Annotated in this window: 21 protein-coding genes and 1 tRNA gene; 9 read left to right on the top strand and 13 right to left on the bottom strand. The window is 71.0% G+C overall.

Features of this window, described 5'->3' with window-relative positions:
- Positions 1-26: 26 nt before the first annotated feature.
- The gene (locus tag ACQPY4_RS04310; RefSeq protein ID WP_433332626.1) at positions 27-563 is read right to left on the bottom strand and encodes a gamma carbonic anhydrase family protein; all 537 of its coding nucleotides are present in this window, start codon (positions 561-563) and stop codon (positions 27-29) included.
- A gap of 274 nt (positions 564-837) precedes the next feature.
- Between ACQPY4_RS04310 and ACQPY4_RS04305 the strand changes: the two genes are divergently transcribed.
- Both ACQPY4_RS04305 and def read left to right on the top strand, forming a co-directional pair.
- Positions 838-1,854, top strand: coding sequence for a DivIVA domain-containing protein (locus tag ACQPY4_RS04305; protein ID WP_433332624.1), 1,017 nt, complete (start codon positions 838-840; stop codon positions 1,852-1,854).
- 169 nt (positions 1,855-2,023) lie between these two features.
- Complete coding sequence (gene def, locus ACQPY4_RS04300) at positions 2,024-2,545, top strand: peptide deformylase (RefSeq protein ID WP_433332622.1); 522 nt, start codon at positions 2,024-2,026, stop codon at positions 2,543-2,545.
- A 6-nt stretch (positions 2,546-2,551) separates the two neighbouring features.
- Here def and arfB read toward each other — a convergent pair whose 3' ends face one another.
- The 8 genes from arfB to ACQPY4_RS04260 all read right to left on the bottom strand — a co-directional run bounded on the left by arfB (position 2,552) and on the right by ACQPY4_RS04260 (position 10,212).
- Positions 2,552-2,977 carry an alternative ribosome rescue aminoacyl-tRNA hydrolase ArfB gene (arfB, locus tag ACQPY4_RS04295; RefSeq protein WP_433332620.1) on the bottom strand — a complete coding sequence of 142 codons (426 nt, stop codon included), beginning with the start codon at positions 2,975-2,977 and terminating at the stop codon, positions 2,552-2,554.
- A gap of 139 nt (positions 2,978-3,116) precedes the next feature.
- Entirely contained in the window at positions 3,117-4,289 is a 1,173-nt protein-coding gene (locus tag ACQPY4_RS04290) for a trypsin-like peptidase domain-containing protein (protein ID WP_433332618.1), read from the bottom strand.
- Positions 4,290-4,390: 101 nt separating this feature from the next.
- Positions 4,391-5,830 carry a sensor histidine kinase gene (locus ACQPY4_RS04285; protein WP_433332616.1) on the bottom strand — a complete coding sequence of 480 codons (1,440 nt, stop codon included), beginning with the start codon at positions 5,828-5,830 and terminating at the stop codon, positions 4,391-4,393.
- Positions 5,827-6,528, bottom strand: a complete 702-nt coding sequence (locus tag ACQPY4_RS04280; RefSeq protein WP_433332614.1) for a response regulator transcription factor — start codon at positions 6,526-6,528, stop codon at positions 5,827-5,829. Before ACQPY4_RS04280 ends, ACQPY4_RS04285 begins: the two co-directional genes overlap by 4 nt.
- Before the next feature lie 135 nt (positions 6,529-6,663).
- Positions 6,664-7,428, bottom strand: a complete 765-nt coding sequence (locus tag ACQPY4_RS04275) for a crotonase/enoyl-CoA hydratase family protein (RefSeq protein WP_433332612.1) — start codon at positions 7,426-7,428, stop codon at positions 6,664-6,666.
- Positions 7,429-7,436: 8 nt separating this feature from the next.
- On the bottom strand, positions 7,437-8,210 hold the full coding sequence (locus ACQPY4_RS04270; RefSeq protein ID WP_433332610.1) for an SDR family oxidoreductase: 774 nt from the start codon (positions 8,208-8,210) through the stop codon (positions 7,437-7,439).
- A 166-nt stretch (positions 8,211-8,376) separates the two neighbouring features.
- A complete protein-coding gene (locus ACQPY4_RS04265; protein WP_433332608.1) occupies positions 8,377-8,772 on the bottom strand; it encodes an SCO5389 family protein in 396 nt (131 codons plus the stop codon).
- An 87-nt stretch (positions 8,773-8,859) separates the two neighbouring features.
- Positions 8,860-10,212, bottom strand: coding sequence for a family 1 glycosylhydrolase (locus tag ACQPY4_RS04260; protein ID WP_433332606.1), 1,353 nt, complete (start codon positions 10,210-10,212; stop codon positions 8,860-8,862).
- Between the two features lie 782 nt (positions 10,213-10,994).
- Between ACQPY4_RS04260 and ACQPY4_RS04255 the strand changes: the two genes are divergently transcribed.
- Both ACQPY4_RS04255 and ACQPY4_RS04250 read left to right on the top strand, forming a co-directional pair.
- On the top strand, positions 10,995-11,465 hold the full coding sequence (locus tag ACQPY4_RS04255; protein ID WP_433332604.1) for a C40 family peptidase: 471 nt from the start codon (positions 10,995-10,997) through the stop codon (positions 11,463-11,465).
- Between the two features lie 685 nt (positions 11,466-12,150).
- The gene (locus ACQPY4_RS04250; protein ID WP_433332602.1) at positions 12,151-12,495 is read left to right on the top strand and encodes a C40 family peptidase; all 345 of its coding nucleotides are present in this window, start codon (positions 12,151-12,153) and stop codon (positions 12,493-12,495) included.
- Positions 12,496-12,582: 87 nt separating this feature from the next.
- On the opposite strand, the gene ACQPY4_RS04245 is transcribed toward ACQPY4_RS04250, so the two are convergent.
- Positions 12,583-13,659, bottom strand: a complete 1,077-nt coding sequence (locus ACQPY4_RS04245) for an alkene reductase (protein ID WP_433332600.1) — start codon at positions 13,657-13,659, stop codon at positions 12,583-12,585.
- 111 nt (positions 13,660-13,770) lie between these two features.
- On the opposite strand from ACQPY4_RS04245, the gene ACQPY4_RS04240 reads away from it, so the two are divergent.
- The gene (locus tag ACQPY4_RS04240) at positions 13,771-16,974 is read left to right on the top strand and encodes a LuxR C-terminal-related transcriptional regulator (protein ID WP_433332598.1); all 3,204 of its coding nucleotides are present in this window, start codon (positions 13,771-13,773) and stop codon (positions 16,972-16,974) included.
- Positions 16,971-17,810, top strand: coding sequence for an ADP-ribosylglycohydrolase family protein (locus ACQPY4_RS04235; RefSeq protein ID WP_433332596.1), 840 nt, complete (start codon positions 16,971-16,973; stop codon positions 17,808-17,810). The genes ACQPY4_RS04240 and ACQPY4_RS04235 overlap by 4 nt, the downstream gene beginning before the upstream one ends.
- Here the strand turns inward: ACQPY4_RS04235 and ACQPY4_RS04230 are convergent.
- A complete protein-coding gene (locus ACQPY4_RS04230) occupies positions 17,799-18,509 on the bottom strand; it encodes a dienelactone hydrolase family protein (RefSeq protein WP_433332594.1) in 711 nt (236 codons plus the stop codon). The two genes, ACQPY4_RS04235 and ACQPY4_RS04230, sit on opposite strands and share 12 nt — an antisense overlap.
- Positions 18,509-18,922, bottom strand: a complete 414-nt coding sequence (locus ACQPY4_RS04225) for a PaaI family thioesterase (RefSeq protein WP_433332592.1) — start codon at positions 18,920-18,922, stop codon at positions 18,509-18,511. The genes ACQPY4_RS04230 and ACQPY4_RS04225 overlap by 1 nt, the downstream gene beginning before the upstream one ends.
- A 24-nt stretch (positions 18,923-18,946) precedes the next feature.
- On the opposite strand from ACQPY4_RS04225, the gene ACQPY4_RS04220 reads away from it, so the two are divergent.
- The 3 genes from ACQPY4_RS04220 to ACQPY4_RS04210 all read left to right on the top strand — a co-directional run bounded on the left by ACQPY4_RS04220 (position 18,947) and on the right by ACQPY4_RS04210 (position 21,316).
- Positions 18,947-20,218, top strand: a complete 1,272-nt coding sequence (locus tag ACQPY4_RS04220; protein WP_433332590.1) for a cytochrome P450 — start codon at positions 18,947-18,949, stop codon at positions 20,216-20,218.
- Between the two features lie 339 nt (positions 20,219-20,557).
- Positions 20,558-21,166 carry a hypothetical protein gene (locus ACQPY4_RS04215; protein ID WP_433332588.1) on the top strand — a complete coding sequence of 203 codons (609 nt, stop codon included), beginning with the start codon at positions 20,558-20,560 and terminating at the stop codon, positions 21,164-21,166.
- A 77-nt stretch (positions 21,167-21,243) separates the two neighbouring features.
- Positions 21,244-21,316: transfer RNA gene (locus tag ACQPY4_RS04210), tRNA-Lys, on the top strand.
- A gap of 65 nt (positions 21,317-21,381) precedes the next feature.
- Here the strand turns inward: ACQPY4_RS04210 and ACQPY4_RS04205 are convergent.
- Positions 21,382-22,581 (bottom strand): tyrosine-type recombinase/integrase, encoded by a 1,200-nt coding sequence (locus tag ACQPY4_RS04205; protein ID WP_433332586.1) that lies wholly within the window; start codon positions 22,579-22,581, stop codon positions 21,382-21,384.
- Positions 22,582-22,703 lie beyond the last annotated feature (122 nt).

The following is a 22,703-nucleotide window of genomic DNA, read 5'->3' as shown; positions in this document are numbered from 1 at the left end:
CAGCTCAGAGGGGAATCTTTTGCCCTTTAGGCCCGTGTTTCACCCTGCCACTCGACCGTCCGGTGGCGCTGCGCCTTCTTCACATAGACCTCCGAGGTGTAGTCCAGGACGAGCCGGTCGTCGTCGTTCAGCTCGCGAATGATCTTGCCGGGGACGCCCGCGACCAGCACCCCGGACGGGATCTGCTTGCCCGGCCCCACCAGCGCCCCGGCCGCGATCAGCGTCTTCGCGCCGACGCGCGCCCCGTTCAGGACGATCGCGCCGATCCCGACCAGCGACCCGGTCTCGATGTGGGCGCCGTGGACCATGGCCTTGTGCCCCAGGCTGACCCGGTCTTCCAGCACGGCCGGGGTGCCGGGGTCGGCGTGCAGGCAGCAAAGGTCCTGGATGTTGCACTCCTCGCCGACCACGATCTCCTCGTCGTCACCGCGCAGCACCGACCCGTACCAGACGCTCGACGCGCGTCCCAGCGCCACCTTGCCGACCACCACGGCGCCCGGCGCGACCCACGCGTCCGGGTGGATGCTCGGCTCGTCCTCGCCCAAAGACCCCACGTAGCTCATGGGGCGATCGTACGGGCGAGTCCGCGCGTCTCCCCAGGCGGGCCGCGAGAGTGTGACATTTCCAAACATCAGGTAACTCCCCACCTCACGACCGGGGAAGAAACCGCTGCCAGAACAGGCATTCCGGTTGCGCGAATGGGGTGGACCGGACAAGAGTCGACCCTGACGATCCTCCGTGTGGCGCCCGCTACCGCCAGTGGGCGAGGATCGCACCGTGCAGTCCCCGAACCCCGACGGGGTGACCCCAACCCCCCGCCACGACCCCCAAGGCATCATGAGCAACGAAGCGGAAATCCTGCCGAACCTCCTCCGGGAGGAATCCTTCGAGATCGTCATGCGCGGCTACAACCGCCGCCAGGTCGACGAGTACATCGCACGAAGCCAGAACCAGATCCGCGAGCTCGAGGCCCGGCTGGCCCGCGCCCTCGACGACGTCGAGCGCACCCGCCGGGAGATGGCCGAGGTGCGCGAGGCCCGCAAGCCCACCGGGGACGACCTGAGCGACCGTCTCCGCCAGATCATCAACCTCGCCGAGGACGAGGCCAAGGACAAGGTCGCCGAGGCCGAGTCCAAGGGCGCCCAGATCCGCAAGGACGCCGAGGCCGAGTCCAAGCGGATCATCGACGACGCCCGCGGCCACGCCCAGGAGGACCTCGGCCAGGCCCAAGCCAAGGCCGACCAGGTCCTCGCCTCGGCCAAGAAGGAGTCCGACAGCGTCCTGTCGGCCGCCAAGCAGGAGGCCGAGCAGACCGTCACCAGCGCGCGCCTGGAGGCCGAACGCACCCTCACGGCGTCCGAGCGGCGTTCCAGCGTCATCAACGAGGGGGCCACCCAGCGCCTCACCCAGCTGACCAAGAACCACACCGCGGCCCTGCAGCGCCTCACCGAGATCAGCGAGACCCTGCACCGCCTGCTCAGCGCCGAGAACGAGGCGGGCCCCCTGGAGAAGATGGTCGAGGACGCCGTCCGCCAGACCCCGGCCCAACCCCGCAAGCAGCCGCCCGCACCGGCGGCCGCGGCGCCCGCGACGGCGACTCCGGCCAAACCGGCCCCGGCCAAACCCACCCCGGCGGCGACCCCACCTGCGAGCGCGACTCCGACCGCGACACCCGCGACTCCGGCAACGCCCAAGCCGGCCGCGACACCCGCGACCCCGGCCGCCAAGCCGCCGGTCACCGCGCCCTCCACGCCGCAGCTCAAGAAGCCCGACCCGGAACCCGCGGCCACCCCGCAGGTCCCGCAGCAGGCCAAGGCCGCGGCCCCGCCCCAGCCCGGCGACACCGACGGCTGAATCTATGAGGGGGGCAACCCCCCTCAGACCCCGCGGTGTGGTGGCACCGTCCTCGCTCGCTGCGCTCGCTGCGGGCGGTGCCACCACACCGGGCAGGGGCTCCGCCCCCGCCACCCCCGCCAAGGGGCTCGGCCCCCTGGACCCCCGGGGAGGCTCGTAGGATTCAGTCGTGGTTCAAGACATCAGTAAGGGTTCTCTTCGGCCGATCCGGCGGCTGGGCGATCCGGGGCTGCGTACCGAGTGCGATCCCGTCCGGGTGTTCGACGCCGCTCTGGAGCGCCTGATCGACGACATGTTCGCCACCCAGTACGACGCCGATGGCGCGGGGCTGGCCGCCAATCAGATCGGTCTCTCCCTGCGGCTCTTCGTGTACGACTGCCAGGACGACGAGGGCCGCCGCCACGTGGGACACGTCGTCAACCCCGTCCTGGTGGCCGCCGACGGCGACATCCGCACCGAACAGGAGGGCTGCCTGTCCCTCCCCGGGATGCGGTTCCCCACTCCTCGCTACGACCACGCGATCGTGGAGGGACTGGACGCCAAGGGCGAGCCCGTCAGAATCGAGGGCACCGGTTACTTCGCCCGCTGTCTCCAGCACGAGTGCGACCATCTGCGCGGCACCGTCTACACCGACACCCTTGAGGGCGAGACCCGCCGGGCCGCGCTGAGGGCCATCCGGGCGGCTCCCTGAGCCGGGTCAGTCCCAGCGGTTGGAGCGCTGGCGCTTGACGTCCGAGCGGCGCTTCTTGTTCTGGAGGCGGCGCTCGTTGATGCCGCGCGGGATCTTCTTGGGGACGCGCTTCTTGGGCGGCGGCGCGATCGCGTCCGACAGCAGCGAGACGAGCCGGGCGCGAGCCGCGTCACGGTTGCGCGACTGCGAGCGGTACTCCTCGGCCCGGATCGTGAGGACGCCCCTGACCAGGCGGTTCTCCAGCCGTTCCAGCGCCCTGGCCTTGAACGGCTCGGGGAGCGACGGCGAGCCCGCCACGTCGAAGGACAGCTCGGCGGCGGTGGCGCTGGTGTTCACGTGCTGCCCGCCGGGGCCCGACGATCGCGAGAAACGCCAGCCGAGCTCGGACTCCGGAATCGAGACCGAGCCGCGGATGGGGATCTCGTCGGCCATGCACCGATTATCCCCAACCTCGGACGATCATGTCTCCTCATTTCCGGCCCGGACGTCATCGAGGGCCGGGGACCGCTCGTCCGCTCCCCCCAGAACGGATCCGGTCGCCGGCCCTCGATGGGCTCTTGGGGCGGGACGCTCAGATCGAGGCGCTCCTGATGATGCCGTCGGCGATCTTCTTGGCGTCGTTGACCGGGATGGCGAAGCCGACGCCGATGTTGCCCGAGCCGCTGCCGCCGGTGGCGATCGCGGTGTTGACGCCGATCAGGCGTCCGGCCGCGTCGACCAGCGCGCCGCCGGAGTTGCCGGGATTGATCGCGGCGTCGGTCTGGATCGCGTTCTTGATCACTGTGGTCTGCTGCTGGCTGACGCGCTCGCGCAGGTAGGGAGGCAGTTCCTCCTCCTGGCCGCCCTCGCGGATCTCCCGTCCGAGCGCGCTGACGATGCCGGACGTCACCGAGCCGTCCAGGCCCAGCGGGCTGCCCACCGCCAGGACGGTGTCGCCCACGGCCAGCGCGCCGCTGTTTCCGAGGGTGACGGGCTTGAGCCCGGACACGCCCGCGGCCTTGATCACGGCGATGTCGTTCTTCTCGTCGCCCCCGAGGACCTGGGCCTTGGCCGTCCTGCCGTCGCTGAACTTCACCGTCACCTGCCGCGCTCCCGCGACGACGTGCGCGTTGGTCATGATCACGCCGTCGGAGCGCAGGATCACGCCCGAGCCGCCGCTGGTGCCCCGTCCCGTCTCGGCCTGGATGGACACCACGCTCGGCTGGACGGCGGCGGCGACCTTGGCCGTCGTCCCGGCCTTGTCCGACGCTCCCGTCACGGCGGTCGGGCTGGAGTACACGTGGTCGTTGTCCTGGAGCGTCATCGTCACGGCCGCGCCCGCTCCGCCGGCTCCCAGCGCGAGCGCCAGGGCGGCGGCGACCAGGCCCACCCGGCGTCCGGCCGACCACTTCCGGCCTCCACCCTGCCCCATGCCGCCAGGAGGCGGGCCACCGGGGGTTCCCCCGAAGATGCCGGGCTGAGGGAGCGCATGTCCGCCGCTCCCTGCCCACCCGGGCTGCGCCATCGCGTGCGGCCCCAGCCCGGGACCCGGCGTCTCGTAGGAGGGCCCACCCTGCGCCGCCGCCCCGGGCTGCGATGTCCCGTAAGCCTCAGGCGGGATCGTGCCGTGCGGCGTGCGCGGCGCCGCCCCAGGGTCGGGCGCGGGGGTGTCAGGCTGCTCGAATCGTGGGGCGGGTTCGGCGGTCGGCGCCACGCGCTGGTCGGGGCCGGTGGGCGGGACGAGGTTCGGCTGGTCTGCGGTCATTGGCTCCCCCTGAGTCGCTTCACCCTTGAGAGTGGCCGAGCGGGCTGGAACCACCCTGCAGCGAACCTGAAAGTCCCCTGAATGCCGCGTCGTGGGGCAAGTCAGTCGGCGGCGAGCGGCAGCACGACCCGGAAGATCGAACCGATGCCGCGGGCGGTGTCGACCATGACGGTGCCCTCGTGGGCGGCGACCAGGGCCGCGACGATGGACAGGCCGAGACCGGTGCCGCCGTCGCGGCCCGCGCTCTCTCCGCGCGAGGGGTCGGCCTGGTAGAAGCGCTCGAAGACGCGCTCGGCCTGTTCGGGTGTGAGGCCCGGGCCCTGGTCGGCCACCTCGCAGACGGCGGCCGGAAGACCGCGCAGAGTGCCCGGCAGCAGCCGCACCTCGATCGGGGCGGACTCAGGGGTGTGCTTGACGGCGTTCGACAACAGGTTGCCGAGCACCTGGCGCAGGCGGGTCTCGTCCCCCAGGACCTGGTAGGCGACGCCACCGTCCACCGAAAGCTCGATCGAGCGGTCGGGGGCCACGACGCGAGTCTCCTGGACGGCGTCCGCCGCGACGGCGAGCAGGTCGACCGGGCGCCGCTGGACGGGGCGCTGGCGGTCGAGGCGGGCCAGGAGCAGCAGGTCCTCCACGAGCAGGCCCATCCGTTCGGCGGTCTGCTCGATCCGGCCGATCAGCCGGTCGAGCTCCTCGGGGTCGCGGGCCGCGCCCTGGCGGTAGAACTCGGCGAAGCCGCGGATCGCCGTCAGCGGTGTGCGCAGCTCGTGGCTGGCGTCGGCGACGAAGCGGCGCATCCGCTCCTCCGAGCGCCGGGCGGTCGCCTCGGACGCGGCGCGGGCGCCGAAGGCGGCCTCGATCTGGGCGAGCATGGTGTTGAGCGAGCGGCCGAGCCGTCCGATCTCGGTGCGCGGGTCGGCCTCGGGGACGCGTCGCGCCAGATCTCCCGCCGCGATCGCCCCGGCCGTCGCCTCGATCGTGCGCAGCGGGCGCAGGCTGGCATGGACGAGCCACACGCCGAGCGCCGCCAGCCCCCCGAGGACGATCAGCCCGACGATGAGGTTGATGGTGGTGAGCCGGGCGACGGTGCGCGACCCCTCGTCCAGGCTGATCCCGAGCACGAGGGTGCCGCCGTCCGGCAGCGGCTTGGCCAGGACGCGCCAGGACGCGCGGTCCCCGTCGGTGCTCGACACCGTGAACGGCTGCTCCGGGTGCTCCAGCACGGCGGGAATCTTCGGGCTCCCCGCCTGTCCCTCCGCGGGGTAGACCCGGCTGATGGCGCCCCCGGGGTCGCGGAGCTGCGCGTACAACTCGCTCGGGATGCGGAAGTTGGCGCCCACGCGGATCGGCCGTTCGAGCTTCCTCGACAGGTCGAAGAGCTGGGTGTCGGCCCGGTCGGTGAGGTAGCCGCGCAGGACGGACACCCCCGCGACGCTCATCACCGCCATGCCGAGCGCGGCCAGGATCAGCATCCCGGCGATCAGCTTGACCCGCAGCGGCGTCCGGCCGGCCAGGGCGCGCAGGCGGGCCGGCAGGGTCATCGCGGGAGCCGCAGGACGTAACCGACGCCGCGCAACGTCTGGATCAGCCGGGGGTCGGTGTTGTCGACCTTGCGGCGCAGGGCGGAGACGTAGGACTCGACGATCCCGGCGTCGCCCCGGAAGTCGTAGTTCCAGACGTGGTCGAGGATCTGCGCCTTGGACAGGACGCGTCCGGCGTTGGCCATGAAGTAGCGCAGCAGCTTGAACTCGGTGGGCGAGAGCTGGACGGCGCGTCCCTCGCGCCAGACCTCGTGGCTCTCCTCGTCGAGTTCGAGGTCGGCGAAGACCAGCCGGGGCTGCGGCTCCTGCCCGCCGCCCTGAAACCGGCGCAGAACGGCCCGGATGCGCGCCACGACCTCCTCCAGGCTGAACGGCTTGGTGACGTAGTCGTCGCCGCCGATCGTCAGGCCCTTGACCCGGTCCTGGACGGCGTCGCGCGCGGTCAGGAACACCACGGGCGTGTGGTCGCCGCCCGAGCGCAGCCGGCGGGCGACGTCGAAGCCGTCGATGTCGGGCAGCATGACGTCCAGGACGATCAGGTCGGGACGGTGCCGCCGCGCGGCCTGGACGGCGTCCGCGCCGTTGGTGGCCGTCACGACCTCGAAGCCGGTGAAGCGCAGGCTCCCGGCCAGCAGCTCCAGGATGTTCGGCTCGTCCTCCACGACGAGCAGCCGCGCTTCTTTCGCCGATGGTTCCACGTGTCCCCCTCCGCCATCATCGCAAAGGGTCTCAAGCGAACCTGAAAGCCACCTGAAAGCTCGCTGCGAGCCCGGTCCACGAACGCGGCGACGCCCGGGGGCCGCGGGTGGCGGCTCCCGGGCGTCGGACGCGGCCTACTCGCCCTTCCAGACCGGCTTGCGCTTCTCGGCGAAGGCCGCCGGGCCCTCCATGGCGTCCTTGGAGCCGAAGACGGGCAGGATGATCTCCTGCTGCTTCTTCCACATCTCCTCGGCCGACCAGTCGGCGGACTCGACGATGACCTTCTTGGTGGCCGCGAGCGCCAGCGGCGCGTTCTCGGCGACCTTGAGGGCCAGCTCCTTGGCGGCGGCGAGCGCCTGGCCGGGCTCGGCGAGCCGGTTGACCAGGCCGAGCTCGGCCATCCGCGCCGCCGGGTACTTGTCGCCGGTGAGGGCGATCTCCATCGCGACGTGGAACGGGATGCGCCGCGGCAGGCGCAGCAGCCCGCCCGCGCCCGCGACCAGGCCCCGCTTGGGCTCGGGGAGCCCGAACTGGGCCGCGGTCGAGGCCACGACCATGTCGCAGGAGAGCGCGACCTCGCAGCCCCCGGCCAGGGCGTAGCCCTCGACGGCGGCGATCAGCGGCTTGGCGGCGGGACGCTCGGTGAGGCCCGCGAACCCGCGTCCCTCGACGATGGGGTTGTCGCCGGTCAGGAACCCCTTGAGGTCCATGCCCGCGCAGAACGTCCCGCCGGCGCCGGTCAGGATGCCGATCGACAGGTCCCTGCGGTTGTCGAGCTCATCCATCGCGGCGGCCAGGCCCTGGGCCACGGCGCCGTTGACGGCGTTCTTGGCCTCGGGCCGGTTGATCGTGACGATCAGTACGGCGCCGTCTTCCTCGGTCAGTACAGCCTCGGACATTCAGCGCCTCACTTCGGCTGGAAGCGGATACCACCGTCGAAGCGGATGGTCTCGCCGTTCATGTAGTCGTTCTCGATGAGGGACCTGACCAGGTGGGCGAACTCCGACGCCTTGCCCATGCGCTTGGGGAAGGGCACCGGGGCGGCCAGCTTGGCCTTGAACTCCTCGGCGGCCTCGCCCTCACCGTAGATCGGGGTGTCGATGATGCCCGGGCAGACGGTGTTGACCCGGACGCCGATCGCGGCGAGGTCGCGCGCGGCCGGGAGCGTCATGCCGACGATGCCGCCCTTGGACGCGGAGTAGGCGACCTGGCCGGTCTGGCCCTCCAGCGCCGCGATCGAGGCCGTGTTGATGACGACGCCGCGCAGGCCGTCGGCGTCGGCGGGCTCGGTCTTGGCGATGGCGGCCGCGCCGATCCGCATCAGGTTGAAGGTGCCGATCAGGTTGACGCTGATCACCTTCTCGAACGTGCTGAGGTCGTGCGGGGTGCCGTCGCGCCCGACGGTCCTGGTGGCCCAGCCGATGCCCGCGCTGTTGACGATGACGCGCAGCGGGACGCCGGTGTCGACGGCGGCCTGGACGGCGGCCCGCACCTGCCCCTCGTCGCTCACGTCGGTCTTGACGAAGACACCGCCGACCTCGTCGGCGAGGGCCTTGCCCTTGTCCTCGTTCAGGTCGGCGACGACGACCTTGACCCCGGCCTCGGCCAGCGCGCGGACGGTGGCCTCGCCGAGCCCGCTCGCACCGCCGGAGACGACGGCGGAAACTCCGTTCAGGTCCATAAGCAGCACCTTACGTCAGGGACCGAATGTGGTTCGGATGGGATGTTACCCGTAGGTCACAATACGCATCCCGCCCGCCCCCGGTCGCCCCCGGGAGGCCCTTAACCCTCCCGCCCCAGGTCCCAGATGGGCGGGGCCGCCCTTTTGGAAGGGCGGCCCTCGGTGGTCAGCAGTCGACTAGTTCGGGTGACTGGTTGAGGAGCTGGGCGCGGGGAGAGACGAACGTGGCGTGCCGTTCGGTGCTCCCGGGGACGGATGGGTCGAAGGCCGCCACGCGGTGGCAGTTCTGGAAGGCCAGGCGGACGCCGAAGTGCCGTTCCAGTGCGCCGCGCATGGCGTCGCTGGCCAGGACGCGCAGCAGCTGGCCGCGCGCCGCCTCGTCCGGCGGCGGGGTCTGGTTGTCGGCGAAGCCTGTGCCGCCCGTGCGCATGCGGCCGACGACTCCGCCGATCACCTCCCAGGCATACGGGAGCGAGTCGCGGACGCACGCGACGAACGCGTCGTCGTCCACCTCGCCGGCGCGGGCGCGCTCCAGCAGCCGATCATCGACGGTCAGGGACATGCCGTGATTCCTTTCGCCGTTCCGGTCGGTACGGCATCAGGGTCGCATGAAAATGATATTCATTCCATGCCTGAATCGCGGGAGTGTTCACCATCTTCCGGTCGGAGCGGGCGGGGTGGGTGTTTTGCCCAGGCAGGTGGCGATGGGGTCCTCGATGGAGCACCAGCCCGGCTTGCGCTTGGGGACGTAGCCCCCCGGGACACCCCTGTTGCCGATGACGGCACGGTAGGCGGGCACGGCGTCGGTGGGACGGCGCGCGAGCGCGGGGTCGCGCAGGGCGTCCACCGTGTAGAGGCCGAAGCGCGGACGGTAGCTGCCCCACTCGTAGTTGTCGATGAGGCTCCAGTAGTTGTAGCCGATCACCTTGACCCCGTCGGCGATGGCGCGCTGCACCCAGTACAGGTGGTCGCGCAGGTGGTCGGTCCGCGTGTAGCCGTCGGGACGCGGCTTGCCCGCGTCCGTCGGCATCCCCTGCTCGACGATGTAGAGCGGCAGCTTCGGCAGGCGGCGCTGGTAGTTCTTCAGGACGTAGTAGATGCCCTCGGGCTCGGGGTCGATCCGCCAGAACTCGCCCGTGAGCGCGTGCCGGACGGTGGTGTTCTCCAGGTTGGCGCCGTAGTAGTAGTCGACGCCGACGAAGTCGAGCTTGTCGGTGACGTGGTTGAACAGCGCCGCGTCGAAGAGGCCGTTGAGCACCGACCCGTAGGCCACGTTGCTCGACACCGGGGCACCCGGGTCCACTTGGTGGATCATGTCGTAGGCGGCGCGGTGCGTCCTGATCAGCGCGTCGCGCATGGTGAGGACCTGCCGAGCGTTCAACGGTTTCGACAGGGTCTCGTGATACACGTACTGGCTCGCCTCGTTGAAGGTGATCCAGAGGACGCCCTGGCGCTTGTACCGCTCGACCAGGAACCGGGCGTTGCGCAGCCAGTCCCGTACCGTCTTGGGGTTGTCCCACGCCCCCTGGTCGGCCACCCACCCCGGGTACACCCAGTGGTCGAGCGTCAGCATCGGCCGCATCCCGGCGGCCTTGACGCGCCGGACGAGGTCGTCGTAGTACGCCAGCTCCCGCGCGTCCCGCCTCCCGGGTCGCGGCTCGACCCGCGCCCACTCGACGGACGTCCGGAACACCTTGACCCCGAGCCGGCGCGCCCGCTCGATGTCCTCGGGGTACCGGTGCCTGAAGTCGGCGGCCTTCTTGTAGGGGTCCTTGACGCCGTGCGCGCCGCGCGCGACGTAGCGCGTCCAGTTGCTGTCGGGGAACGTCCCTTCGCTCTGGAACCCGGAGAGCGACACGCCCCACAGGAAACCGGGCGGGAACTTGCCCGTCCCGGTCGTCCGCGTCGCGGCGGAGGCGGGCGGAGTCAGGGCGGTGGCCAGGAGGACGAAGGTGGCGAGTAGTGCGTGTGCGGCCCGCGGGCGTCCGGTTCTGGGGGACACGGGGAGCTCTCCCTCCGGAGTGGTGCGCTTGCTCGGATGACAGGCGGAGCCGGGACGGCTGTCAACGTGCGTCTCCTGGCCGGTTCCGGCTACGGCCCGAGCACCCGGACGAGGTTTGACGCAGGGGCCGAACGCACCCGAGACGGAGTTCTCACCAAAAGGTGATGCAGGTAACAGAACCGTGATTGGCGTCACCGCGCCAGAGGACACGCCCTCCCGGGAGCAGCGGAACGCAACCAATCGATCACCCTGCAAATTCGGACATAACACACACAAGTGGGCGCCGGGCGCGATTGTGGCGCGCATCACAAGCACATAAATTCGGACTCGCCTTGGGCAGCGCATATCACGTTGAGTAATGGCAGTTTGTGTGATCCAAAAGACGGTATTGCGGGGCCCGGCATTGCCGTGAGCCATCGATCCGTGCTTCGGTGATGCTCGTTCGGCGGCGCAGTGGCCGCCGATGACCGAACAGCGGTCGCCGCGTCCGTGCGAGTCTCCCGCACGGCATCCAGAACGCGCACCCCAGCGGTGCGCGCGAGGCGACCTGCCGCGTCCATGCAGACCAGAAGCATGGAGCCGGGCCTTCGCGGCCGAGCGGGAAGCCATCCCGGTCGCGAGACCACCTTTGGCCGAACCCCTTGTCACATCCTTTTTCGGCTGCCCGGTAGGCGTGATCGGCGAGGTGAGGAGCAATCCTGAATACCTTCCCATTCCCCCATTCGTCCCGTGCCCGCATTGTGCTTCTGAGCGGCTGTCTCGCCGCCGCGGGAGCGGTGGCGGTGCCGGCGGCGCCGGCGAGCGCCGCCGCCCCGTCCGCCACGACCGGGGCCACCGCGGCGCATTCGGCGTCCGGCAGCAAGGCCGTGTCGAGAAAGACCAGGCAGAAGCGCCGGGCGGCGGCCGCGGTGTCGTACGCCTACAAGCAGATCGGCGACCGCTACCGCTGGGGCGGCAACGGACCGAGCTCCTGGGACTGCTCGGGCCTGGCCAAAGGCTCGTGGAGCAAGGCGGGCGTGAGGCTCCCCCGCACGACGACCCAGATCTACCGCGCGGTGAGGTACAAGGTGTCCTGGAAACGCCTTGCCGCCGGTGACCTGGTGTTCTTCTACTCGGGCAAGAGCCACGTGGGAATCTACGTCGGCAAGGGCCACATGATCCACGCGCCCAGTTCCGGCAAGCGCGTCAAGCGGGTGAAGCTGGCGGGCTACTACAAGCGCAACTTCACCGGCGCCGTGCGTCCCGGCTACTGAGCGTGATCACTCAGAATCGTTAGCCGGACCATCGAAAAGGGCGTGGCGCGCCGCGCACGAAGCGTCAGGCGCGCCATGTTTTCCAAACTGTGAGCCACATCACATCCATTATGATCCTCGACGGATAAGCCCAGGCAGAACGGTTAATACGAGACACAAACCGGCACTTGTCCGTTCCCGCGGACGCCCGATCGGTTTGCCGGATATCCGGCCGCATGGCTACGTTCTAGCCGTTCCATGCGGCTCCGGCCGCACCAGAACAACAGAACATCACGCCGACGCGGGGGCAACGGCGACATCCAGCCCGACCGCCGCACGACCTCGCGATCGGCCGCCGCGTCCGCGCAGACCAGATGCGCGGAGCCGGAGTGGCCAACAGCCCCGATGCCTCCCGCATCGTCGGAGCCCGGCCCGCACGTCCCACCGCCACGTCGCGGTGCGGGCTGCCCGGTAGGCGCCACCAGCGAGGTCAGGAGACATCCTGAGTACCCCCCGAACCCCCCTGAAAACCCGGATCGTCACCGCGAGCATCATCGGCGCCGCGGTCGCGCTCGGAGCCTCGGTCCTCCCGGCGGCCCCGGCGAGCGCCGCGCCCCGGGCCATCGCCCCGCAGGCCGCCAAGGCCGCCGCGCCCAAGATCTCCAAGACGCGCAAGGCGAAGCAGAAGAAGCGCGCGAACTACGCCGTGAAGTACGCCTACGGGCAGATCGGCGACCCGTACCGCTACGGCGGCCGCGGGCCCCGTTCGTGGGACTGCTCCGGCCTGGCGGGAGGCTCCTGGCGCAAGGCCGGAGTGAAGCTGCCCCGAACCACGACGCAGATCTACCGCGCCGTCAGGTACAAGGTGTCCTGGAAGGGCGCCGTGGCGGGCGACCTGCTCTTCTTCTACTCCGGCAAGAGCCACATGGGCATCTACGTCGGCAAGGGCTACATGATCCACGCGCCGAGCTCCGGCAAGCGCGTCAAGAGGGTGAAGCTGAACCGCTATTACAAGCGCAACTTCAGCGGCGCCGTCCGTCCCGGCTACTGATCCGGTCCGGCACGGCCCCAGGGCACGAACAAGGCACTCCCGGCAGCCCCCCGAGGGCACCGGGAGTGCCTTTGTTCCGTCCGGGGGTCAGCCCAGCGCCGGGTAGTCGGTGTAGCCGCGGTGGTCGCCGCCGTAGAAGGTGGCCGGGTCGGCGCCGTTGAAGGGGCCGCCCGCCTTGACCCGCGCGGGCAGGTCGGGGTTGGCCAGCCACAGCTCGCCGAAGGCGACGGCGTCGGCCAGGCCGGCCCGGATCGCCTCCAGCGCCTCGTCCGCGCGGGACGGGGACGACTCCGCGGTCGCGTGGGGGTTGAGGACGAGCGTGCCGCCCCACGCCTCGCGCACCTTCCTGGTGCTCTCGCGCGAGGTGCTCTCCATGACGTGGACGTACGCCAACGGGAATTGGCGGAGCTCGCGCATCAGGGCCGGGTAGAGCTCGTCGGTGTCGCTCTCGGACATGTTGTTGAAGGGGTTGCCGGGCGAGACGCGCAGCGCGAGGCGCTCGGGGCCGATGGCGTCGCTGACGGCTCGCACCAGTTCCACGGCGAACCGGATGCGGTTCTCGATCGAGCCCCCGTATACGTCGGTGCGCTTGTTGGTGCCGTCGGCGAGGAACTGGTGGATCAGATACCCGTTGGCGCCGTGCAGTTCCACACCGTCGAAGCCCGCGTCGATCGCCCTGCGCGCGCCGGAGGCGAAGTCCTCCACCGTCTGGGCGATGTCGTCCAGGCTCATCTCGCGCGGGGTGGGGTGGTCGAGCATCCCCTGGTCAACGGTGAACAGCTGCTCGCCCGACGCGATCGCCGAGGGAGCCAGCGGCAGCGAACCGTCCGGGTAGAGGTAGGGGTGGCCGACCCGCCCCGCGTGCATCAGCTGGACGAAGATGTGCCCGCCTTCGGCATGGACGGCGTCGGTGACCTTGCGCCACGCGCGGGTCTGCTCGTCGGTGTGCAACCCGGGGGTCTGGATGTAGCCCTGGCCGATCACGCTCGGCTGGGTGCCCTCGGTGATGATCAAACCGGCTCCGGCGCGCTGCGCGTAGTACTCCGCCATCAGCTCGGTGGCGCGGCGCTCCTCGTCGGCCCGGCTCCGGGTCATCGGCGCCATGAGAAGCCGGTGGGGAAGGCTGAGCTTTCCGATCGTCACGGGCTCGAACAGTTCCTTCATGAGACTCTCCCAAGGTTTCAGCGGTGCGTTGTCGCTGCTCCGAAGCTAGGAGCGCCCGTATACGGGCCGAATCCGTAAAACTTCGGGAGCGCGGCACGTAGTTTTGACCTCGTGCTCTACGGGCGGGACGACCAGCGCGACCAGATCGCGCGGATGATCACCGACGCGCGCGACCACCGGCGCAGCGGCGTGCTGCTGCTGCGCGGCGAGGCGGGCATCGGCAAGTCGGCACTGCTGGACGAGGCGGCCGCCGCCCCCGGCCTGCGCGTGCTGCGGTCCGTCGGCGTCGAGGCCGAGTCCGACCTGGCGTTCGCCGGGCTCAACCAACTGCTGTGGCCGGTGCGCGAACGGTCGGCGGCCCTACCCGGCCCCCAGGCCGAGGCCCTGCGCACGGCCCTGGGCGTCGTCCCGTCCGGACAGTCGAACGGCGGCCCGTCTCGGCGCCCGGACGGCGGCCCGTCCGGGCAGGCGAACAGCGGCCCGTTCGGGCAGGCGGGCGGCGACTCGGCCGGGCGGGCGGGCGGTGGCCCGTCCGGCCGCGTGGAAGGCGGCCCGTCAGGACACGCGAGCGGCGGCACGCCCGAGCACGCGGGCCGCGGCACGCCCGGGCAGGCGGGTGACGGCACGTCCGGGCAGACGGGTGACGGCTCGTCCGGACGGTCGGACGGCGGCTCATCCGGGCACGTGAGCGGCGGCACGCCCGGGCAGACAGGCGGCGGCGCGCCCGGGCAGGCGGACAGCGGCACGTCTTGGCGTGCGGACGGCGGCACGTCCGGGCGGGCGGACGGCGGCTCATCCGGGCACGCAGGCGGCGGCACGCCGGGGCACGCGGCCCGCCGCCCGTTCGGGCAGGCGGACGGCGGCTCATCCGAGCACGTGAGCGGCGGCACGCCCGGGCAGACAGGCGGCGGCACGCCCGGGCAGGCGGACAGCGGCTCGTCTTGGCGGGCGGACAGCGGCTCGGCCGGGCGGGCGGGTGACCGCTTCACGACCGGGCTCGCGGTGCTGACTTTGTTGGCCGACCTGGCCGACGACGGGCCCGTCCTGTGCGTGGTGGACGACGCGCAGTGGCTCGACACCGCGACCAGTGAGGCGCTGCTGTTCGCCGCGCGCCGCCTCGCCGCCGAAGGCGTGGTGATGTTGTTCGCCACCCGGGAGGACGAGTTCACCGGCACGGGCCTTCCCGAGATGCTCCTGGAGCGGCTCGGCCGCGCCGACGCCGAGCGGCTGCTGGCCGGGGCCGGCGTCCCGGCCGCGCGGCGGGGCCGCGTGATCAAGGAGGCCGCGGGCAACCCGCTGGCCCTGATCGAGTTCGGGGCGTCCTGGCAGCGGCTCCCGAGCGGCGCCCAGCCGATCCCCCTGGCGGACCGGGTCATCGCCAGCTTCCGCTCCCGTATTGGGGCGCTGCCCGAACGCACCCGGCTGATGCTGCTGCTGGCCGCCGCCGAAGGGCGCGGCCACCTGCCGACGCTGCTGGGCGCCGCCGGGTCGTTCGGCGCCGACCTGGCCGACCTGGAACCGGCCGAGCGCGAGCGCCTGGTGCAGGTGAACGGCACCGTGCTCACGTTCCGGCACCCGCTGATCAGGGCCGCGGCCTACCACGGCGCGGTGGCCGCGCGCCGGATCGCGGCCCACGCGGCGCTGGCCGTCGCCGCCGACGACGCCGACTGCCGGGCGCGCCACCTCGCGGCGGCCGCCACGTCCCCCGACGAGAGCGTCGCGGCCGAGCTCGACCAGGCGGCAGAGCGCGCGCGCAGGCGCTCCGGGTACGCGACGGCGGCGTCGCTCGTCCGGCAGGCCGCCGACCTGACGCCCGACCCGTCGGCACGGGCCCGGCGGCTGGCGGACGCGGCCTCCGCGCACATCGAGGCCGGGAACGCCGCCGAGGCCGTGGAGCTGGCCCGCTGGGCCGGGACGCTCACCGCCGACCCCGCCCAGCACGCGCGGCTCGCCACGCTCCGCGCGGCCGTCGAGTTCGAGCGCGGCGACGCCCAGACGGCGGCGCGGATGGTGATCGAGCACGTGCCGTCCGCCGCGCGCGACGACCTGCCGCGGATGCTGCGCACCGCCGCCGTCTACGGCTGGAGCTCCGGCGAGCGGACGGCCGTCCGCCACGCCGCCGAGCTGCTGGCGGACGCCGGCCACGACGACCAGGCCGTGCGGGGGCTGGCGGCACTGATCGAGGACGATCCCGCGCGCGGCCTCCCACTGCTGTCGAGCGTGATCGACGACGTCTGCGACACGACGTCCCCCGGTGACCGTGCCACCGCCGTCACGGCCGGCCTGATCCTCGGCGACGACGGGCGGACGCTGGAGCTCGCCGAGACCGAGGCGGCGCGCTGCCGTCGCAACGGGCTGGTCGGCCAGCTGCCGAGCGTCCTGCAGTCGCTCGCCCAGGTCCAGATCGCGGTCGGACGCCACCAGGACGCCGAGGCCACGGTCGGCGAGGCGATCGCGCTGGCCCGCGACACCGGCTTCGAGCGGCGCGTGGGACGGCTGGAGGCCACGCTGGCCCGGGTCGCCGCGATCGAAGGCGACGAGGAGCGGCTCGGCTCCCTGATCGAGTTGGCCCCGCCCCCGGGTGGCGGCAACGCCGACACCGCGCTGAGCCTGCTCGACCTCGGCCTCGGCCGGTACGACGCGGCGCTGCGCCGGCTGGACGCCATCGTCCAGGGTCCGCGCGGCCACAGTTCGGGCACCGTGTACGCCACGGGCGACCTGGTCGAGACGGCCGTCCGGGCCGGGGAGCCCGAGCGCGCGCTACCGGCGCTGGAGCGCTTCCTGGCCTGGGCCGAGGCGGGCGGGCAGCCCTGGGCGCGCGCCGTGGCGCTGCGCTGCCGCGCGCTGGTGGACGACGCCGAGAAGCCCTACGTCCAGGCCCTGGAACTGCACGAGCAGGCGACGCGGCCGTTCGAGCGCGCGCGCACCGAACTGCTTTACGGGGAGTGGTTGCGGCGCGCGCGCCGCCGCAGCGACGCCCGCGTCCCACTGAAGTCGGCCATCGCGGTCTTCGACCGCCTCCGCGCCGCGCCCTGGGCCGAGCGCGCCCGCGCCGAACTGCGCGCGACCGGCGAGCCCGGCACCGCGCAGGGCCAGACGCTCGCCCCCGCCCTGATCGACCGACTCACCCCGCAGGAGCTCCAGGTCGTCCGGCTCGCCGCCGACGGCATCAGCAGCCGCGAGATCGCCGCCCAGCTGTTCCTGAGCCCGCGAACGGTCGAGTACCACCTGTACAAGGCCTATCCCAAGCTCGGTGTCTCGTCCCGCCGCGAGCTGCCCAGGCTCCGCCCCGACCTCGAACCGGCCACCTCGTGACGGCGCTGCTCCGGCTGGCCGTCGGCGACGCGCTCGGCTCGCAGTTCTTCGTCCCGGCCAACCGCGCCGCGTTCGAGAGCCGCACCCTGCCGCCCGCCCCCTGGCAGTGGACCGACGACACGGAGATGGCCGCCTCGGTCCAGCTGGTCCTGGCCCGGCACGGAACCATCGACCAGGACGCCCTCGCCGCGTCCTTCGCCGAGCACCACGACTTCGACCGGGGCTACGGGCCGTCCACCAACCGCCTCCTGCGGCTGATCCGCCAGGGAGGCGACTGGCGCGTCCTCGCGCGCGAGGCGTTCGACGGCCAGGGCTCCTGGGGCAACGGCGCCGCGATGCGCGTGGCGCCCCTCGGCGCCTGGTTCGCCGGCGACCCCGCCGAGGCCGCGCGCCAGGCCGCCCTGTCGGCCGAGGTGACCCATCCGCACCCCGAGGCCGTCGCGGGCGCGATCGCCGTCGCCGTGGCGACCGCCATCGCCCCCGAACGCCCCGCGCCCGGCGTGTTCATCGACCGCGTGCTCGCCCACGTCCCGCCGGGCAAGGTCAGGGACGGCATCGGCGAGGCACGCCGCCTCCTCACGATCGGCGACCCCGGGACGGCCGCCGCCGTCCTCGGCAACGGCCGCCAGGTCGCCGCGCACGACACCGTCCCGTTCACGCTGTGGGCCGCCGCCCGCCACCTCGGCGACCTGGAGGCGGCCTTCTGGACGACGGCCGCGGCGGGCGGCGACATCGACACGACGTGCGCGATCGTCTGCGGCATCGTCGACGCCGACCCGCCCGCCGCCTGGGTCGCGAACTGCGAGCCCCTGCCGTCCTGGGCCCTACCTGGCTGACACCGGAAGGTGCTCGGCCAGGAACGCCTCGGTCAGCGGCCACGCCGCCGCCGCGGGCTCGGCCTGGTAGAACATCGGCGCCTTGCGGTTGTGGAAGGCGTGCCCGCCCTTCTCGTGGACGTGCAGCTCGACGCCCTCGCGCCCCTCCACGGCCCGCTCCACGGCCGCGACCTGGTCACGCGGGATATACGGATCGGACCCGCCGAACTGCAACTGCAACGGCGCGTCGATCTCGTCGAGCAGATCGAGCAGCTCCGGCACCCGCGACCCGTAGTAGGACACGACCGCGTCCAATGGAGCCCGCGCGGCCAGCAGGAACGCCATCGTCCCGCCGAGGCAGAAGCCCAGCGCTCCCACCCCGTCGGAGACCTCGGGCAGCTCGCGCAGATGCGCCAGCGCCGCCTCCAGGTCGTCCACGCCCTGCTCGGCGTCGAACCGTCCCGCCACCTCCATCGACTGCTTGATGCTCTCCTCGGTGTGCGCCACCGACCATCCCGGCTGGACGCGCCAGAACAGATCGGGCGCGGCCACCACGTACCCCAGGCCCGCCAGATCCTCGGCCACCGCGTGCAGATAGTCGCCCACCCCGAAGATCTCCTGGATCAGCAGAATCCCGGGACCACCCCCGCTCGCGGGCTTGCGGACATGCAGGTCGAACTCGCCGTCGACCACGGCGACCTTCTCGGTGTAAGTCGTCACTACCCCAGGATCGCGTAAACCGTGCTCGCCTTGGCGGCGGGCTCGGAATCCCCGTCGCCCGTCATCGTCACGTCGGCGAACGCCAGCGTCCGCCCGAGCTTGGTGATGTGCACCGCCACCAGCACGTCCTTGGCCACGATCGGCCGCTGAAAGGACGTCGACTGCTGCACGGTGGTCATCGGCACGAACCCGCCCCGCGACCCCGAAACCGCGATCACCGTCGCCGTGTCCGCCGCCGCCATCAGGGCCTGCCCCGACAGTCCGCCCCCCTCCCGAGCCAGCCGCTCGGACCAGGGAAGCCGCAGGGTGGCCCTGCGATCCCCGATCTCCTCGACCACCAGCCCGAGGTCGAGCACCCAAGGCGCGAAGTTGTCACGAAGGATCTTGTCGCCGTCACCGGGTTTCAACGTCACCCCGACATGATGCACGCTGATCCCATGCTTGAGGAGATCTTCCTGCCGGCCACCTACACCACGGCCGTCCCCTACGACGAGTTCCGCCGCCTCCGCACGGAGTCTCCCGTCTGCAGAATCCCCGAGCCACCCGTCGGCCCCTGGCCCGAGGGCCCCGGCTACTGGGCCGTCTTCCGCCACAAGGACGTCAAGCACGTCCTGCGCTCCCCCGACCTGTTCTCGTCCCACCTGGGCGCCACCCAGATCCGCGACCCCGACACCCCCGCCGACCTGGAGTTCGTCCAGGCGATGATGCTCAACCAGGACCCGCCCGGCCACTCCCGCCTGCGCCGCATCGTCGCCGCCGCCTTCACCCCGAGAGCCACCCGCGCCCTGGAAGAAACCATCACCCAAAGAGCCAGGACCCTCATATCCCAAGCCGCGGACGAAGGCACAGTCGACTTCGTCGAGGTAGCAGCCGACCTCCCCGTATGGACCCTCGCCCACATCATGGGCGTCCCCGACCAGGACCGCCGCCTCCTCTTCGACTGGGCGTCCCGCGTGATCGGCTACCAGGACGACGACTACGCCAACCTCTCCACCGCCGAAAACCTCAGCCCCCTAGGCCGAAACGCGGCGGCGAACCGCCCCACCCTCGTTCGCCCGGACGGCCGCCCGGTCAACCCCCGCTCCAAAGAAGCCCTGCAAGACATGTTCACCTACGCCCACGCCCTGGCCGAAGAGAAAGCCAAGGCCCCCGGCGAAGACATCATGTCCCGCATGCTCCAGGGCGGTCTCACGCCCCCCGAATTCGAGAACATGTTCTTCCTCTTCGCCGTGGCGGGCAACGAAACCCTCCGCAACGGCATCCCCGGCGGCCTCCTCACCCTCCTGGAACACCCCCGGGAACTAGCGAAACTCCGCGCCAACGAAGCCCTGCTCCCCACCGCCGTAGAGGAGATCCTCCGCTACTGGCCCCCCGTAATGGACTTCCGCCGCACAGCCACCCGGGACATAGAACTAGGCGGCCAACACATCCAGCGAGGCGAAAAGGTCGTCGTCTACCACGCCTCCGCCAACCGCGACGAAACCGTCTTCCCCAACCCCGACACCTTCGACGTGTCCAGAACCCCCAACGACCACGTCAGCTTCGGTTTCGGCCCCCACTTCTGCCTGGGCGCCCACCTGGCCCGCACCCAAATGCGAGCCATCTTCCGCGAACTCCTCCCCCACGAAATCACCCTGACCAGCCCACCGACCCGCCTCACCTCCAACTTCCAAAACGGCCTGAAACACCTCCCCATCCACGTCCAGTAGGCTCCCGCCGAAAACAACCGAAATTGGGAGCCCGCCATGACAGGCCCAGGAGGCCCACCCCCACCCTGGAACCAGGGCTACCCACCCCCACCCCCAGGCTGGCGCCCCCCGCCAGGCTGGCACCCGCCACCCCCACCGGGCTGGCAACCCCCACCTCCACCCCCGGGCTGGCGTCCGCCCCCGCCAGGCCCCCCGCGTCCCCCCACCCGAACCCAACGCTTCTTCAGAGCCCTCAACCCCATCAGGGGCGCCCAACGGGTCCTTCGCCCGTCCCGCCCGGACCTGATCGTCGACCCCCGAATCCGCAAGCTCCAGTTCACCCGCGCCTGGATCGGCCTCGTGATCACGCTGGCGGTCCTGCTCAGCTACGAGGTCGCCTCCCCCGAAGACGTCGCGGGCGACCGCGTCAACCAGCTCTGGTTCAACGTCCTGGGCCTGATCGGCGTCTTCCCCCTCGTGGTCGGCGGCTTCATCCTGGCCGCCAGGCCCCCGAACCGAGGCCACTTCCTCCGCCAGGTCCGCTACCCCGTCCTGGCGGGCCTCGCCCAGTTCTCCGCCGCCTTCTCGGTCGTCCTCGCGGCCGACCCCACGTTCGAAGGCCTGCGCAACATGTGGGGCCCCGCCACCCCCGCCGTCAAGGCCATCGCCGGCGCCTTCATCCTCCTCTACGCGATCCCCTTCTGCCTCTACGGCTTCTTCCTCTCCCTGACCCACGTCTTCCGCACCGCCGACATCCACGAACTGGTCCCACCCCTCCTCTCCACGTCCCTGGCCTGGGTCATGACCCTGGTGGACGTCCTCCTGAACACCAACAAGGGCCTCCCCACAGACATCTCCCTGGCCCTCCTCCTAGGCCCCCCGATAACCGTCACCGCCATAGCCGCCTACGAGATCCACCGCCTCCGCACCCTCCACGGCATCACCCTCCGCAACACCCTCCTCCGCTAGCCGCACAACCAAGGTGCAACCAACCAACCCCGCCCTCTAGACTCAGATCCCGGAATCCCGGCCAGCCCGAGATCCCAGGGTCGCTAGCTCAATTGGCAGAGCTCCGGACTTTTAATCCGTAGGTTGTGGGTTCGAGTCCCACGCGACCCACTTGACCAGGGCGAATACCCCAGACGGAGGTCCCGGTCCCCATTGAATCCCCACGGGGTGGGGGATCAAGCCGCCTTGATGCGGCGCCGTGCCAGAGCCTTGCGGGCTGCTGCCCGGCCCTGTTCTGACGGGTCGACGTACATGTCCATGGTGGTGCTGAACTTCGAGTGCCCCAGGATGGCCTGGACGGTCTTGCCGTCCACACCATCACCGATCAGCAGAGTCGCCAGCGTGTGACGAAGCTGATGACGGGTGAGCTTGATCCCGGCAGCCTTACATCTCTTGTCCCAGCGCCACTTCAAGTAGTGACGGGTCATCGGCTGGCCGTCCTCAGTGGTGAAGATGACCAGGACCTTGCGGGTCTCCTCGTCCCCGTTCCGGTGCCGATAGGTCAGCTCGTGCTCGACCGGAGGGTGCTTCTTCATATAGGCCGTAAGCGCCTTGTCCAGAGCTGGGCTGTAGATGGTCGTCCGGAAGCCCGCTCGGCTCTTGGGCTCCTTGAGGTAGAACTCCTTCGTCTTGCTGTGCTTGGCCATCTGCCGGTCGATATCGATCTCGCCGGCCTTCCGGTCGATCTGGTCCGTGCACAGGCCCAGCACTTCGGAGAACCGAGCCCCGGTCTCGGCCAGAGCCACGAAGACCGCTTCCAGCAGCGGGTCAGACCTGAACGCCTTGGCCGCTGCGTCGTACTCCGCCTGAGACAGCGACTTCGGCTTACGTGGGGGCGGCGGTGTGAAGTTGACCCCGACCTTCGGGTCCTTGCGGTCGATGACATCCTTGTCGATGGCGTCGCGCAGTACCGCGCATACCAGCCGGAAGTACTGCTTGGGCTGTCTTCCGCGCCTCACCAACTCGTTGACGCAGTCCTGGAGCACGTCCGGAGTGAGGTCGTTCAGCGACTTGTCGCCGATCAGTGAGTTGATCGTATTGAACAACGACTCGTAGATCCGGCGACTGCTGTCCTGGTCGATGTCGGTCTTGGACTCCAGCCACTTGGCGGCCTGGTCCTTGAAGAGGATCTCCCCCTTCCTGCGGTCCACGAAGCTGCCCCCACGGCGGCCGACCCTGATCTGGTCGCGCTCGGCCCGGACTGCTTCCAGGTCCTCGGAGGGCTTGACCCGCACCTCCTTCCCGTTGAGGGTCGTCCGCCAGCCGTAGACCTTGACCGGCCTGCCATTCGCGCCCTTGACGCGCTCACCTGCACGGTTGCGCTTGTAGCGCCAGGAGATCCCGTCCGGAGTCTTGCCTTCCCAGTTGTCTGCCAATGCGTCTCCTTCCGATCAGAGAGGCAAGCTATACCCCGGCAGGGTATCCAAAGTTAGTTGAACCGTCAACCAGTTGACCGCTCGCATGGTCCCGCCAAGCAAAGAAGGCCCCCACCTGGGGA

The sequence above is a fragment of the Spirillospora sp. CA-294931 genome (assembly GCF_050946795.1).
GTDB lineage: Bacteria > Actinomycetota > Actinomycetes > Streptosporangiales > Streptosporangiaceae > Spirillospora.
This window is presented reverse-complemented; position numbering and strand designations above follow the sequence as displayed.